The sequence below is a fragment of the Nocardia sp. BSTN01 genome (assembly GCF_015354405.1).
Taxonomy (GTDB): Bacteria; Actinomycetota; Actinomycetes; order Mycobacteriales; family Mycobacteriaceae; genus Nocardia.
Genome location: NZ_JADKYP010000061.1, coordinates 23,723 through 37,751, shown reverse-complemented (window position 1 = coordinate 37,751; position 14,029 = coordinate 23,723). Strand labels below are relative to the sequence as shown.

The 14,029-nt window shown below is 61.3% G+C and carries 12 protein-coding genes and 3 pseudogenes; 8 read left to right on the top strand and 7 right to left on the bottom strand.

Annotation, left to right across the window (positions count from 1 at the left end; translation table 11 throughout):
- Positions 1-971: 971 nt before the first annotated feature.
- The 3 genes from IRT45_RS30920 to IRT45_RS30910 form a co-directional block, all read right to left on the bottom strand.
- Positions 972-2,216, bottom strand: coding sequence for an MFS transporter (locus IRT45_RS30920; protein WP_228535593.1), 1,245 nt, complete (start codon positions 2,214-2,216; stop codon positions 972-974).
- Entirely contained in the window at positions 2,216-3,460 is a 1,245-nt protein-coding gene (locus IRT45_RS30915) for an FxsB family cyclophane-forming radical SAM/SPASM peptide maturase (RefSeq protein ID WP_194809337.1), read from the bottom strand. The genes IRT45_RS30920 and IRT45_RS30915 overlap by 1 nt, the downstream gene beginning before the upstream one ends.
- Before the next feature lie 79 nt (positions 3,461-3,539).
- Entirely contained in the window at positions 3,540-3,686 is a 147-nt protein-coding gene (locus IRT45_RS30910; RefSeq protein ID WP_194809336.1) for a hypothetical protein, read from the bottom strand.
- Positions 3,687-4,292: 606 nt separating this feature from the next.
- Between IRT45_RS30910 and IRT45_RS30905 the strand changes: the two genes are divergently transcribed.
- Entirely contained in the window at positions 4,293-4,631 is a 339-nt protein-coding gene (locus IRT45_RS30905) for an Lsr2 family protein (protein WP_194809335.1), read from the top strand.
- Between the two features lie 38 nt (positions 4,632-4,669).
- On the opposite strand, the pseudogene IRT45_RS30900 reads toward IRT45_RS30905, so the two are convergent.
- Both IRT45_RS30900 and IRT45_RS30895 read right to left on the bottom strand, forming a co-directional pair.
- A pseudogene (locus IRT45_RS30900) lies at positions 4,670-4,888 on the bottom strand (IS3 family transposase); the annotation flags it as partial.
- Positions 4,870-5,196, bottom strand: a complete 327-nt coding sequence (locus tag IRT45_RS30895; RefSeq protein ID WP_194809343.1) for a hypothetical protein — start codon at positions 5,194-5,196, stop codon at positions 4,870-4,872. The pseudogene IRT45_RS30900 and the gene IRT45_RS30895, both read right to left, overlap by 19 nt.
- Positions 5,197-5,358: 162 nt before the next feature.
- On the opposite strand from IRT45_RS30895, the pseudogene IRT45_RS38115 reads away from it, so the two are divergent.
- From IRT45_RS38115 to IRT45_RS30880, 3 genes and pseudogenes are all read left to right on the top strand, one after another.
- Positions 5,359-5,577 (top strand): annotated as a pseudogene (locus IRT45_RS38115) (IS3 family transposase); the annotation flags it as partial.
- Positions 5,578-5,922: 345 nt separating this feature from the next.
- Positions 5,923-6,168: a YciI family protein gene (locus IRT45_RS37260; protein ID WP_228535584.1), complete on the top strand. Its 246-nt coding sequence runs from the start codon at positions 5,923-5,925 to the stop codon at positions 6,166-6,168.
- A gap of 143 nt (positions 6,169-6,311) precedes the next feature.
- Complete coding sequence (locus IRT45_RS30880; protein ID WP_194809334.1) at positions 6,312-7,553, top strand: RNA polymerase sigma factor; 1,242 nt, start codon at positions 6,312-6,314, stop codon at positions 7,551-7,553.
- A gap of 569 nt (positions 7,554-8,122) precedes the next feature.
- Here IRT45_RS30880 and IRT45_RS30875 read toward each other — a convergent pair.
- The gene (locus IRT45_RS30875; protein WP_194809333.1) at positions 8,123-8,950 is read right to left on the bottom strand and encodes a zeta toxin family protein; all 828 of its coding nucleotides are present in this window, start codon (positions 8,948-8,950) and stop codon (positions 8,123-8,125) included.
- Positions 8,951-9,238: 288 nt separating this feature from the next.
- Positions 9,239-10,111: pseudogene (locus tag IRT45_RS30870) on the bottom strand (zeta toxin family protein).
- Positions 10,112-10,780: 669 nt separating this feature from the next.
- Here IRT45_RS30870 and IRT45_RS30860 point away from each other — a divergent pair.
- The 4 genes from IRT45_RS30860 (at position 10,781) to IRT45_RS30845 (ending at position 13,746) form a co-directional block, all read left to right on the top strand.
- Entirely contained in the window at positions 10,781-11,245 is a 465-nt protein-coding gene (locus tag IRT45_RS30860) for a cupin domain-containing protein (protein WP_194809330.1), read from the top strand.
- A 53-nt stretch (positions 11,246-11,298) separates the two neighbouring features.
- Positions 11,299-12,420, top strand: a complete 1,122-nt coding sequence (locus IRT45_RS30855) for a PLP-dependent aminotransferase family protein (RefSeq protein ID WP_228535582.1) — start codon at positions 11,299-11,301, stop codon at positions 12,418-12,420.
- Positions 12,417-12,800 carry a hypothetical protein gene (locus tag IRT45_RS30850; protein WP_194809329.1) on the top strand — a complete coding sequence of 128 codons (384 nt, stop codon included), beginning with the start codon at positions 12,417-12,419 and terminating at the stop codon, positions 12,798-12,800. The genes IRT45_RS30855 and IRT45_RS30850 overlap by 4 nt, the downstream gene beginning before the upstream one ends.
- A gap of 232 nt (positions 12,801-13,032) precedes the next feature.
- Complete coding sequence (locus IRT45_RS30845) at positions 13,033-13,746, top strand: class I SAM-dependent methyltransferase (RefSeq protein WP_194809328.1); 714 nt, start codon at positions 13,033-13,035, stop codon at positions 13,744-13,746.
- Positions 13,747-14,029 lie beyond the last annotated feature (283 nt).

Below are 14,029 nucleotides of genomic sequence, written 5' to 3'. Positions count from 1 at the left end.
CCCGAGTTTCTGATAGCGGGCTCGGCGATTCCGGACGACAGGTCACAACGGGGCGCGGAATTCGCTCGGGCCGAGCTAATTTCCGGTCCGTCCGGCAGCGGACGTAGGTGTCGGCGTAACGGATGAGCGCGGTGTCGTTGCGGCGGAAGGTTCGCGCGGCAAGTTCCAGCAAGCCGGAACGCCACCGATGTACGTTGGTATTGATGGTCAGGGGTCGTCGCTGTGCAGGGTATGTGCCAGCATCGCGAGGAGATCCACCGCCCGGGAGACCTTTGGGCCGACGACCGGACAGACGCACACGGCCACCGCCGACGGCGCGACCGCGCCGCGTCCTCGCGGCCGGTGACCGGATGGTCGCCGAGGTGGCGGATGTACGCGGTCAGGTATTCGGAGCCGCTCAGCAGCGGCCGGAGGGAGATCGCGGATTCGCGGCAGATCGTCGAGGAGGTCCTAGCCGATATTCACACAGCCGTCGACGCGGACATTGTGCCCGGCTAGTTCGGACAGCTCCCACTCGCCGATCGGCCAACGCGCGAGACTGCGGGTTATCTCGCACATTGTTGTAGGTCGCCCGAGTGTCGATCCCTCCCATGCGGGAAATGGTGGGATCGAACGTAGGTATCCCTGTAACACCAGCTGCGACGAACGGGTTGGATCCTTTCCGGTCCGGGCGGCGTCGATGAACGCGCTGTAAGGCTCATCGGGACTGAACGGCGTGTTCTTACCCACCAGGTCAGGAAAAGTAGCCGGTACGGCGGCATACCCGGCGCTTGGACGCCCTCGCCCCGCCTCCCTAGCAGGCCCCCACAGACGCCGACAACAGGGCCCGTGCGCAAACACGGTCTCAACAGCGGCGACGATACCGCAGCGGGTGGAATGCCGAATCGTTTCGATTCTAGTTCAAACCCGCCGCTGGGAATAGTCCGACGATGGAGACCGCTGTGATCACGACACCGGACCCATCTCGGCCGTTAGTGTTGTTTGTTCTCCGGGTCGGATGACGGCTGTATGAAGACCGAATCATCTTTGCTGGTTGCTGTGTGGGTGCTTGCGTAGGCGGCCAGTGCGCACATCGCGGCGAGCATTATCCCTCGCGTAGGTACGATCCCGGCCGTGGCGAGTAGGTAGCCTGCGGCCAGTGCACCGAGTGCGACCGCTCCCTCGCACACGAGCGTCATCGCCGCGACAGCGCGCAGGAGCGTGTGCTCGGGTATTGCCTCGACTCGGTAGATGGTTAGCGCCACATTGGTCAGCACGCCTACCCCACCGATTCCGCACCAGCATGCTGCCAGGACGAAAGGGCTGGTGCTCAGCTCGATCGGCAAAAGCAGGACTGTCCATGCCCACAGCGACGCCCGATAGAGGCGTTGAGGAGAAACGTGCGCGGTGAGTCGCGAGGCGGCCGCCGCGCCGAGGACTCCACCGACACCTGCCATGCCGAGTACCAGCCCAGCCGTCCATGCGGGATACAGGCTGCTGTGTAGTTCCACCAGGATCAGCAGCAGGACGACCTGGATGACGATGTTCGACAACCCGCTGATCAACGTCGATGTTCGCAAGAACGGTTGGGTCCACACAACGCGTATACCGTCGACGATGTTGGCACTGCTGCCGGTCTCGACAGGTGCAGGTGCAGGCACGTTCGAACGGATCATTCTCAGCGTGACCAGGCAGTACAGAGACGATGCGGCGTTGGCGAGGAACGGTAGCCAGGGGGCTACACCGAAAATCGCCGCACCGGTGGCTCGCCCGATCAGGATTGCTATCGGTTGTTCGGCTTCGAGGAAGGAGAATGCGGAGGGGCGCTGTGCGGTGGACACCACATCGCGGATCGCGCCGAGTTCGCACAGACCGCCGAAGACATAGACGCTGCCCTCGATGAACGCGGCGGCCAGGAGTATCAGCCACAGACGGGGCAGGTGCGCTCCGATCGCAATAGCTGCGACGCCGGTCGCGGCCAACCCGATGTACTGGCACCGAATCAGCGTGTGTATGCGATGGGAACTGTCCGCGACCGCCCCGGCGGCCAGTTGAAAGAGCAGCCCGGGCAGGTTCAAGGCGAACCCGATCCACCCTGCCGCCGTCGGCGAGCCGGTATCAGCGAGAACTAGCAACGGATAGGCGATCCGGACCCCGTGGAACCCCACCAGCGATGCCGCATTACCGGACCACAGCAGAATGAAGTTCCGGTTGGCGAGCAGCCTGGAGCTATTCATCACGCCCCATAGGTATCGAGCAACCCCAAATCCGCACTGACGGCCGATTCGATGTGCTCGATCAGCTTTTTCAGATCGGCGCAGTACACCGATGGATTACGGAATCCGGTGGCCTCGCGATAGCGGTGGACGTAGTGCCCACCGCCACATACGGAATGCACCGGGCAAGACAGGCAGGTGTCGCTCAACGCGGCAGCACCGATCTGGCGAGCGGCGATCGAGGGCTCCTGTAGAGCCAGATCGAGCGGGTTACCCACACCTGTTGGCGAGAGTTCGGTCGCACCCGCGAATGTCGACTTCAATTCGTCGACCTGCTCTAAGGTGCCGTTTGTCTCGATCACGGCGAGTCGAACCGGTGCCAGTCCTACCGTCTCCGATACCGCGTCACCGCCGAGTAGGAGGTCGATGATGTCATCGAAGAGACGTACTCGGGTTTCCAGCACCGGCGCTTTGTACCACCGATCGAATATCTTGATCAGCCAGTCGGCGTATGGTGTGGTGTTGTCGTGGATACCTGATGCTGGTGGCGGTGTCACCCAATTGCCGTGCGGCATAAGGAAGTCGACAGCTGGCGGATCGAACTTCGTGAGCGCCTCGTAGGTCTGTGCCGGGTCGTTGTCGATGTCGATCGTGCACAGTAGTCCGGAGAATAGGTGACGCCAGTTGCTGGTAGTCAGCTTCGCCAACCCGTCGGCGACCCGGGAGTAGCTTTCCGAACCCCGCCGATCACGGCGGTGCCGATCGTTCGCCTTTTCGTCACCATCAATACTGACTCCGATCCGGATACGCCATCGATCACAAATGCGAAGGAATTCTTCATCGAGCAGGACACCATTGGTTTGCATCCCAACTCGCACCTCAGCGATCGGCTCTATCAGCTCTCGCGCTCGCCGGGCAAAGTACTCCAGATCTCGATGTCCGACAAGTAACGGTTCACCACCGTGTAACACGAGATCGACAGCGGGCAAACCGAAGACGCGAGCGTGTTCACCGATCATTCGGCAGGCATCATCGAAAACCTGTCGAGACATCGTCTTCGGCTGCTCACGCCAACTCTGATCGGCCATTTCGTAGACATAGCAGTAGTCACACGCCAAGTTGCACCGGCTGTGGATCTTGATGATGAACTCCTTGAACGGCAACGGTTCCCAACCGCCGCGACGGAGTTCAGCAACATCTAATCCAACGGCGGGCCACAGAACTCGCTCTCGGAAATGACTCAACGACAGCGAAACCGATCCCATTTCCCACTCCTCGGGCAGTGCGGCCTACCCGGTGGGCTCGGCTCGCCGAGCCCACCGGTGGCCGACGCTTCGCAGCCGATTACTTACCGGAGCCGATGAACGAATTGAACCCCCCGGGTCGCTCAGTCTGATTCAGGCGACGCTCGAGCGCGGCACGCAGCGCGGGACTCGCCCCCTCCGGCAGCCGCTCCGAGTTGGCCATGGCGAGCTCGGGAAGATTTCCCATGGTGATACCTCCTGACACAACCCCCGCATTTCAGCATGAAGGCAGCCTCAGACGAACCCTGGCCGACGATGCATGAAATGGACGGAGGATATAACCTGATACCGTGACTTGTCGTCACCTGGCCTCTGAAGTGTATTGCGTCACAACTCATTACCAATCTCCAAAGGTGGGAAATCCAGAGGCCATCCTGGACGCGACGCCCCGCTAAGCACGTGGGGCCACCGGGGCGTCGACCGTTCACGCTGAAGAAGTTGAAGTTCGACCCCGGCACGAGTATCCACGGCGCGCCGCTGGACGGGTGGATGAAGATCCACGGCTACACCAGTGACGAGAGCGGTATCCGGCATGGCAACGAGCAATGATCAAAACCTGTGGTTGACCGGGAAGAAGTACCTTCCCGGATGAGCTTCGAATCCAGGATCTGATCAGTTCGGCGCGCCAACATCGGGCGGGAAGGTACCTCCCTTGTTCGGGTCAGCGCTCGCGTCCGCCGGGGCAGTGGTGACCGGCATCGGGCTCGCGGCGCGAGCGTGCCCCGTTGGTCGAGCCGGGCCCCGTCGATTAGCATTTCACGACGTCCGGTATTAGCCGATCGAAGGGTGTTGCATGGCGAAGAGGGTCATCGTCGAGCTGGTGGACGACTACGACGGGAAGTCCAAAGCCGATGAGACGGTTCACTTCAGTATCGACGGCGTGGAATACGAGATCGATCTGTCGCTGAAGAACGCTGGCAAGCTACGAGCGGCGTTGGAGCCCTGGACCCTGCCTGCCCGAAGGGTAGGACGCATCCCGCGCGGTAAGACTAAGGCCATCGAAACCCGCACCACGGCCAACAAGCAACAGACCGCGGTGATCCGGGATTGGGCACGCGACAGCGGATACCAGGTATCCAGCCGCGGACGAATTCATAAAAACATCATTGAGGCTTACAACAACACCCACTAATCTGACCTGCCCCATCTCTCGGGTTCCAGTGTTGGTGGCTAACCGGCAGCGGTTGCGAGTGTCTTCTCGGAGAGTAGTTCGTACTCGATCGGGGTGCGGTAGCCGAGGGACGAGTGGCGGCGTTGGCGGTTGTAGAAGACCTCGATGTAGTCGAAGATCGCGTTCGCGGGTTCGAGGCGGGTCTTTCACTTCTTGCGGTCGGGCAGTTCGATCTGCATCGAGGACCAGAACGATTCGATCATCGCGTTGTCCAGACCTTATCTGGCTGATTTCTGGATGTCGGTGATGGCGGCGTCGAGGCGGCGATGAGTTGGTAGTGGCATTCGGCTTCGGTGATCCAGCCGCGGCGTTGAGCGTCGTAGGCGAGTTCGCGAGCGTCGGTGCGTTGGACGGCGAGGATAGGCAGGTAGGTGGCATCGGTGCGGAAGTTCGGGCAGTGCTCGCAGATGTTGGCGTAAGGTGACTGGATGGATGCCCAGCTCGACAGCTGTCTGCTTGGCGGGTTGCCTGCTCGGACCAAAGCGATTGCCCGGGTTCGGAACTCAGTGGGATAGGCGTGTGGCACGCGGGTCAGCCTTTCGGTAAGGCTGTCAGTTAGCAACCGGAGTTGGAACCCAACCGGTGGGGCAGGTCAAGTTGTCACCGATCCGTGCAGCAGCCCCTACTTCGAGTTCTGCGCATCGCGTCCTCGACCTGATACGGATGGTTAAGGCAGGCCGACCAGGAGCTACTGGCTGAGATCGTTGACATCCATACCAGCTCCGGCGGGGCCTACGGGTCACCGCGGGTCCAGGCGAAGCTGCGCCGGCGCGGGATCTCGGTCGGCCACAAACGAGTCGAGCGGCTGATGCGAGGTGCTGGGTTGCAGGGCGATTCCTGCGCAAGAAGTGGCGGCTGGGCTCGACATGGAGTGGGGCCAGGGACTGACACATATCGGAAGATCTGAAAGTTGCTGCGGTACAGCACGCTTCAACAAGAAGACACACGGCGCGAACGGTGGCGTCAACCTGTCTGTAGGGTCGCAAATTACTGGCCACCTTCGACCTGCGTTTTTCGGCATTCTCGCGCCATGGCCACCGGCGGGCAGTCTCAATTCCGTGGCCATTGCTCAACACCTTCACGACGGCGGAAGGACTCACCGAGCTTTGACGTGACCAGCCGAGTCTTGCGTGTCACCTGAAATGGCCCGATCGCCCGCAGCCGGAGTGTCGACCCGACGTGCGGGGCTACGACGTCTCAGGCAAGGATGGGTCGTCCGGACGCATCCGCGACATCGATCAAGGAGCCGAAGATGAAATACGTGATCATGATTCACTCCAACCCACAGCCGTGGGGGCATCCGACCTCCGACTACCTGCCCGAGTATCGAGACCTGCCGCAGGCGGAGCGGGACCGTCTGGGATCCGAGTTCGAGAAGCTGCTCGAAGAGTTACAGGAAAAGGGGGAGATGATATCGGGCGAAGCGTTGGGAGCACCCGAGTCATCGCGGCTGTACCGGTGGGGTGACGGAAAGCCGCTTGTCACCGACGGTCCGTAGTCGGAGGCCAAGGAGCATCTGGCCGGGTTCTTCCTGATCGATGTAGACAACCAGACCCGTGCCGAGGAGATCGCCGCGCGGTTCGCGGGTCCGGGCGAAACAGTCGAGCTGCGGCCCGCCATGTGGCCGGGCGGCGACGACCAGTGAGTACACGGGTGGTGGAGGACGTGTGGCGGCGCGAATCCTCACACGTCCTCGCCGCCCTGCTGCGCAGGCATGGCGACCTCGGCTACTGCGAAGACGCGGCGCAGGAGGCGGCCGAAGCCGCAGCGCGGCAATGGGATCGCGACGGCGTGCCCGACAACCCTCGCGGGTGGCTGATTCGAGTCGCCTCGCGACGACTGATCGACAGGCTACGTGCCGATCGCGCAAGGTCAGGTCGGGAAGAAGCAGTAGCCACGGCGCAGCCTGGCGATACGTACCTCGCGTTACCGGCCGATCACCAGCATCCCGACGAGGGCGACGACACGTTGCGGCTGTTTCTGCTGTGTTGCCACCCGAGCCTGAGTCGTTCCTCGCAGGTCGCCCTGACTGTGCACGCTGTCGGCGGCCTCAGCACCGCCCAGATCGCCGCTGCGTATTTGGTGCCGGAACGCACGATGGCGCAACGTTTGACGCGCGCGCGATCCACGTTGCGGGCGGCGGGCGCGGTGTTCGCCCTCCCGACCGCGGCCGATCTGCCAGCGCGTATCGCGTCGGCACTGGACGTCTGCCATCTGCTGTTCACCGAGGGACATACGCGCTCCGACGGTGGTGAGCTGGTGGATTCGGGCTTGGCCGAAGACGCCATCCGCCTCACCCGGCAGTTACACGCGGTGATCCCGGACCACGACGAGGCCGCGGGCGCATTGGCCTTGATGCTGCTTACTCACGCCCGCGCTGCCGCGCGCACCGACGGTGGCAATCTGGTGCCGCTGGCCGAGCAGGACCGTTCGCGGTGGGATCATCAGCTGATCGCGGAGGGAGTGTGCATCCTCGAGCGAGTACTGCCTCGTGGGCATGTGGGTAGGTTCCAATTGCAAGCCGCGATCGCGGCCGTGCACGCGGAGGCTGCGACCTGGGAAAGTACCGACTGGCCGCAGATCAGTCTGCTCTACGCCATGCTGGCCAGGGTGGCGCCGAGCTCGGTCGTGACGCTCAACCGGGCGGTCGCAGTCGGGATGGCCCTCCGTCCCGAGGATGGTTTGGCCCTGGTCGAGCCGTTGCTCGACGATCCCGTGATGCGGCGCCACCACCGGACCCACGCCGTGCGTGCCCACCTTCTGGAAATGGCCGGCGACCCGACGGGAGCGGTCGAAAGCTACCGTCAGGCCGCACAGCTCACCGCAAGCCTGCTCGAGCAGCGTTATCTCAACGCCCGCATACATCGCCTCGACCCGATCTGATCCGAACCTCCTGCTCCGAACCGCAACCGGCGAAGATCATCTACCAACTGGCCAGCGGAGGAACGAATCTCAAAATCATGGCCACGCTACGGCCGATCATTCTGAGATTGGGCCATGGCTTTTAAGACCCTACACTGCCGGCGGGCCGCATTCGCATGATCAAGCTGGTTGCCGGGAGACTGAACTGGTCAACACGATCAGGGACTCCATCGCAGAAATCGGCCGAAATACGCACAACCTGCCACTGCTGGGCATCGCCCCCGCTGGATTGCCCGGCGTCGTCGTCACCGCACAACTCCAAAGACCACGTCGACGTCGAACGCTAGATCGCAGCGCGTCCTTACCCGGTCGCGCCTATATAGTCGGCGATGCACCGCGTACGCCCTGGCGGCATCATCGACATCGACATCGACGCATCATCTCCTCAGCAGTGTGGGGGTCAACAGGCTGTGAGGCACTGGTGCAGTGGGAAGATCCGCCTGCGAAGCCGGCGATGCTCTGCTCGAAATAGTTGCGTGCCCCTCGCTTGCGGGTCTGAGCAGTGAAGGAGTCTCACGCACGGTCTTTCGTTACAGCGAGAGGACCTGCCAGTTTCCGTGACGACAATGGTAGCGAATCATGAGGTGGAGTTTGCTGATCGCCTCCGGTACCGCCATCAGCTCTACCTCCACTCGATATCCGGCCTCCTGGAAGACAGTGGCGAAAGCGTTCGCATCGTCAGGAAGGTTAGTCCCGACCTCGAGTAACACATCGCTGTGGTGCTGGATCGCGAGTTCGACTGCCATGGCTGCCCAGCCCAGCGCATCTCCCATGACGATGTCACCAGCCTGGGCGTCGTCCGCGAGTACGAGATCCCAGCTGCGCGGATGGTACGCCAAGTACAACTCTGGGTCGATGAAGGCCGGAGCAGCACCGTCCCAGTTGCGGTACAAGTGGCGAAGCGTCGTTGTCTTCCCGGACCCGGGCTGGCCTGCAACGATCACAGCTATAGGTTGCTCACTGGTTTGGAGCCTGGCAAGAGTCTCCGGGGCAATACGGTTTTCGAAAACAGTCGCATGTTCCTCGTAACCGAGCCGACAGTGTCCGGCGTCGGGCGGCGCCGACAGTTGTAGCCGCGAGGCTTCGATAACATGCGCTAGTCTCGTCCCGTTGTCCCGAACTACCCTGGCCACCGCGGCTCTGTTGTCCGGAGCCAGTTTGGACAGTTCAGCGAGGTATGCCCGGCGCAGGAAGCCCATATCGTCTCGGACGACGGAGTCATCCGCCCGCTCGGCCAGCGTTTCAACCGCCGTGCATTGCGCCATGAGACTTGTGACGATGTCCACAGCAGACTCGTAGTGCAGCGTCTCGTCCCACTCCGACGACTCCCCCCACACCCCAGCCGGATCAACGAACACAACGCCCTACCATACTGCTCACGACCCCGACTGGGTTACATGATCGGCAGGTAGGCAGTCGAAGCGAAAACCCATGTTACATGTGCGGTCTCAAAACCGCAGCCGCTGACCCGATTTCCGGGCTCGCCACCGAAATGCTCGGTGCCCGAACGCGGATCAACGAGAGCGGCAAAGGCATCGATGCCACACCCGCGCTGCAATGTAACCGATTCCAGTACCGAACCAATGCACATCTCGACCGCTGGCGACATCCTCGGTTCGATCATGAGCGTTTCGGCTCGGTCGGATTTACAGCTGGAGGCCGGGACGGGCAAGGCCTTCAACTTGGTCGGCTTCGTCTGACAATCGGTTCCATACCTTCTCCTCACCGGGGTATAGGCGTCGTCCGGCATCGATTCCATCCCGAAGGCCCTGTAGTTTATCGGCGTATGCGCGCTCCTCCGCAGGCGTCAATGGCCGGTTCCGTTCATGCTGCATTGCTTCCCAACCCTCTGGCTGTTTGTTCCACTCACCCGACGGTAGGCAATGGCTTTCGAACAGCACACCGGTCCTGGAACGCACACGCACCACGTCGACCGCCACCGGTGGGGTCTTGGACTCGAGTGAGCGAACCAACTCGGCTGATCCTGTGAAACACATATCATGTGCCTTGGTCGGCACATAGCGACCCACGCCAGACCTGGTCCGCTCGTCCAGGAAACGAGTCGGAATGGATAGACGGCTCTCTACCTCGGACACGGCCACTGCCTCGGCGCGCAAGCCGTAGGTGTTGCGCTGAAAGCGCCGCATAACATCAACGGCACGGTGGATATTGCCCGCTCCCTCTTCGAGAATGACATGTTCATGATTGGCGATAATATGATCAATGGCCATATCGAGCCATTTTTATGCTACCGGATAAATATGGTCGCCAGCCGTAAAATCATCGAGGTCATGTAATTCATTGAACTGCGGATGATATTTCATATAGTCGTCGGCAATCAGCGGAACTGCACCACCTCGACTTTGGAAGGAGTCTTCGATGTCGCGGACGGCAGTCGACTTCCCTGCTGCAGGCTGAGCAAGCACGACTACGAGTTCTGGGCGCTCCCCGGAGGGAAGGCTGCGTGCTCTGCCTTCCAATTCATCTGCAACGATTCTTCTCTCGAAAATTCTGCGCATCTCCGCATCGGAAAGCATAAAATCTCGCCGGGCACGCCTTATCGCGCTCGCGTAATTGCGCCCAGTAGAGCTCAGCGTTTCACACCCCTCGACCAACGCGATACGGAGCCGACGAGCCCCCGCCTGTAGAGCCTCAGCGGCAGATAATCCTAAATCTTCCACGGCAGAATTATGCCGGAGCCGACCACAGCAAAACAATCGGCCTAGTCGATGGCCCGAGGCTGCTATTGCTACGGTAAGTCGCATACGAGCGGTTGCTCGAGGTCCCCGACTAGGCGGCGGCAAGCCAGTCCGCCAACGGCTCGCCGCCGACACCAACACGCCCGCAAAGCTCGCTCAGCCAGGCTGCTGCCGTCAGGACCGACTGCCGCGCTGCGGCCAACACGTTCTAGCACGTATTGATCGTGATGGATCCCGGCTGATACGAGGTTCACTGACCGATAACAGGTTGCATCCCCACACCGGAGCAATGAACAAAACCTGCGGATGCCCCAGGAGGGACGTACATGGTTTGATCAGTCTGGACCGTCAACACCGGGGGTGAACGGTCCGGTCATCCAGCTGCCGGCATCCTTCCGAACGCCTTACCTTCTCGGTGTCCCACCTGGAGTTCCCACTGGCGAGAACAGCTTAACCTAAAGCATACCGACCGAACAGTATTGGTGTGTCATGGATGATATTTCGCAGGCAGTGCGGGTGGTAGCCGCAGCCGACGTCACAGAGAAGATCGGACGCCAGGGGCAACATCTGATCCCCTGCATCACCCGGGAAACATGTGGGAGCAAAGGTATTTCGGCGGGAATGGTCAACATGGCGCCGGGGAAGATATCTCAGGCCCACTACCACGCGGACAGCGAAATCATCGTCGTATGTGTGCGAGGTAGAGCGGCGACGCTGATCGGACCGGAATTGGTGCCATACCTACATGGGCCGGGCGAATTCCTCTACATCCCTCAGGGAGTGGTGCACGTGGCGGTGAACCTCAGCGATACGGACGATCTGGTCGCGGTGGAAATGCGCACCGATCCCATGTTCAACGACGACGTGATACTGACTCCGGAATACGACGCCCAAGTGGCCGACGCTGTCTCTCGGCTGCGCCACCAGCTCGCGCCGGTAAGTGTCCGACTGTGATGGCCGGACCCAGCCAGGGCGCTACCGCGGTGAGCAGTGGACCGATAGACGATATGTTCGCGGCCCTGTCCCGCCGCCCCGACGTGATCTCGTTCGCCGTCGGCGCGCCGGATCCGGCGTTGCTACCCGGTCAACTTGTCGCCTCGCTGGCGGCTGACGCATTTGCCGAGTATGGGAATTCGATGCTGCAGTACGGACAGACTCGGGGGTTTGCACCGCTGCTCGAGAAGGCGCATTCGCTGCTCGCAGGACGTGGGATCACCTGTTCGCCGGAACGCCTGCACATTGCGACGGGCGGCTCGGGCGCATTGCACAGCGTTTGCATGGCGCTACTCGATAAGGGTGCCGTGGTGCTGGTGGAGACCCCGACCTACGGTCCCGCGGTGAAGGTGTTCCGCAGTCACGGAGCGATCGTCGTGGGAGTCGAGTCCGATCAGTGTGGCATCCGGCCCGAGGCATTGGATGCCGCACTGGCGCAATACGATGTCGCGTTGGTCTATTTGCTCCCGACGTTCCAGAACCCGACCGGACGCACCATGTCGGCCGACCGACGCCGACATGTGGCCGATGTGATCATCCGGCACGGCGTCATGGTGGTGGAGGACGACGTGTATGTCGATCTGCGATACCGGGGTGAGCCACTGCCCGCCTTTTGGGCATTCGCGCCGCAGAACACCGTGTACATCACGTCGTTGTCCAAAACCCTTGCCCCAGCCCTGCGAATCGGCATCGCGGCGATGCCGGTCGATCTGCTGCAAGACGTCCTTGCTCTGAAGCAAGGCATCGACATGCAGACCTCGACCTTCAATCAGGCTGTCGCTGCCACCTTTCTCGGCAGTGAGGCAGAAACTGCGCACGTGACGCGAATTGTGGAAAGCTATGCGCTGAAGCTCGCGACGCTCACCGCGGCGCTCGAGAAACATCTGCCGCCCGGCTTCTCCTGGATCGAGCCCGAAGGCGGAATGTTCGTGTGGCTCGAGGGCCCAAGCGATTTCGCGGCCGATACACTAGCGGCCAGGGGTTTGGAGGCCGGCGTGGCGTTCCTTCCCGGCACGCTGTTCTACGCAGACGCCAACCCGCCGCGCAACAGGATCCGCCTTAGTTTTGCGAACGTACCGAACTCCGAGATCGACCGTGGCATCGAATTGTTGGCTGCTCTATGTGAGGCATCATGAGCATCGTGGGGGTCTGGGAAGTTCATGCCGAGGGAGCGCCCTTCGGGTACCACGTGATGACGTTTCACGCGGATGGCACTATGCTGCAGTCCAATCCGGACCTCGGAAATCGTGATACTAGCGACAGTAATGGCATGGGTAGCTGGCGCGCTGAAGGCGCGCAAGTAGCGGGAGCGTTCCTGGAGTTCACCGTCGACCGGCAGGACCTGGATTCAGCACGCAAAGGAATCGTTCATTTCGAGCTGACTGTGAACGACGACGAATTCACTGGCTCGGCAAGCGCAATTTTCTACGACCTGAACGGAACACCGCGTCGAGGCCCGCTTGTCACACGCATTAGCGGAAAAAGGTTCGATTTCCAACATTTGCCAAGCGTATAATTCTACCGAACCCATTAGAGTCCTCTCCAGGCCGGGGTGCCGTTGAAACGGCTACATGTTCGAGTTGCTTCGTCCATACGGTGACCTTCTCGGATGCCTTATGATCACCCGATCCCTTCCTGCTTACCGCTCCCAATCATGGGAGATCACAAAACCAATAGGTACCGTCTGGTATCGCAGCGGCAAATACGTCGATAGATGTCGCTTACACGCTCCAACAGGTAGGTTATCCATGGAATTGACCAACAGCGGACGCTGTACAGATGGGTCCGGCGGGACATTCGAGTTCACCCACCCCCCGCATACGGCGTCAAACTCGTTCTCCTTTTTCGACCTTGCATACGAGTCCAAGGCGGCAAGTTGGGTAATCGGTGAACCGCAGCCCGCGATCACCGCACTGGAGCGCGAAGGATGGATTCGCGGTACAGTCCTGGACATCGGTTGTGGCACAGGAGAACACACCATTCACCTCGCCCGCCTCGGCTACGAGATCACCGGCATCGACTCTTCACGCGCTGCAATCAAGCGGTCCAAGGAGAACGCACTCATACACAACGTCACAGTTCGTTTCCACGTCGCCGACGCGCTGCGGCTCATCCCTGGCACCTGCAGCTTCGACACGATCATAGACAGCGCACTGTTCCACGAATTCGATCCAGGGGACCGAAGCACGTATGTACGGAATTTGTACAGTGCATGCCGTCCGGGCGGTTACGTACATGTGCTGGCGATGTCCGATATCGGACCACGATTCGGGCCGCAGATCAGCGACACTGCCATCCGGGAGGCGTTCAGCCCAGGCTGGATCGTGGAGGAGATAAAAGAGAGTCGATACCGTGTGTTCGTCGACTCCCAGGCCAGCTCGCTACACGGCATCCCCGAGGGGAAGATTATCGACGCCAGCGCCTGGCTTGCGAGAATACGCCAGACAGGAGTAAGTCTCTAGCGGTCCGCCGGGGAGTGGGAAAGAATGGCGCGACAAGCCCGAGCCCGAGACGCCATCTTACGCTGGGATGACAGTGTTGAGCGGGTTGCACCGAAGGCCCGATGTCATTCACGGTCGTTCACAGACCAGCCACCGGCCCTCGGCGCTCGCCTTGCGCGGGCATTCGAGGGCACAGCAATTCAATGGCTGCTGCTGCATGATCGGCCGCGCCGACCCGGCCGGTGCGCGGATGCTCCAGCGGCGAGTGTTCGGGATCAGCGATGCCCCGCAAGGCCGTTGAGGT

Bases quoted from the DNA above. Each gene is read 5' to 3' on its own strand.
- IRT45_RS30845 (WP_194809328.1), top strand. From the start codon at position 13,033: ATGGAATTGACCAACAGCGGACGCTGTACAGATGGGTCCGGCGGGACA.
- IRT45_RS37260 (WP_228535584.1), top strand. From the start codon at position 5,923: ATGAAATACGTGATCATGATTCACTCCAACCCACAGCCGTGGGGGCAT.
- IRT45_RS30850 (WP_194809329.1), top strand. From the start codon at position 12,417: ATGAGCATCGTGGGGGTCTGGGAAGTTCATGCCGAGGGAGCGCCCTTC.
- IRT45_RS30860 (WP_194809330.1), top strand. From the start codon at position 10,781: ATGGATGATATTTCGCAGGCAGTGCGGGTGGTAGCCGCAGCCGACGTC.
- IRT45_RS30905 (WP_194809335.1), top strand. From the start codon at position 4,293: ATGGCGAAGAGGGTCATCGTCGAGCTGGTGGACGACTACGACGGGAAG.
- IRT45_RS30920 (WP_228535593.1), bottom strand. From the start codon at position 2,216: ATGAATAGCTCCAGGCTGCTCGCCAACCGGAACTTCATTCTGCTGTGG.
- IRT45_RS30910 (WP_194809336.1), bottom strand. From the start codon at position 3,686: ATGGGAAATCTTCCCGAGCTCGCCATGGCCAACTCGGAGCGGCTGCCG.
- IRT45_RS30915 (WP_194809337.1), bottom strand. From the start codon at position 3,460: ATGGGATCGGTTTCGCTGTCGTTGAGTCATTTCCGAGAGCGAGTTCTG.
- IRT45_RS30855 (WP_228535582.1), top strand. From the start codon at position 11,299: ATGTTCGCGGCCCTGTCCCGCCGCCCCGACGTGATCTCGTTCGCCGTC.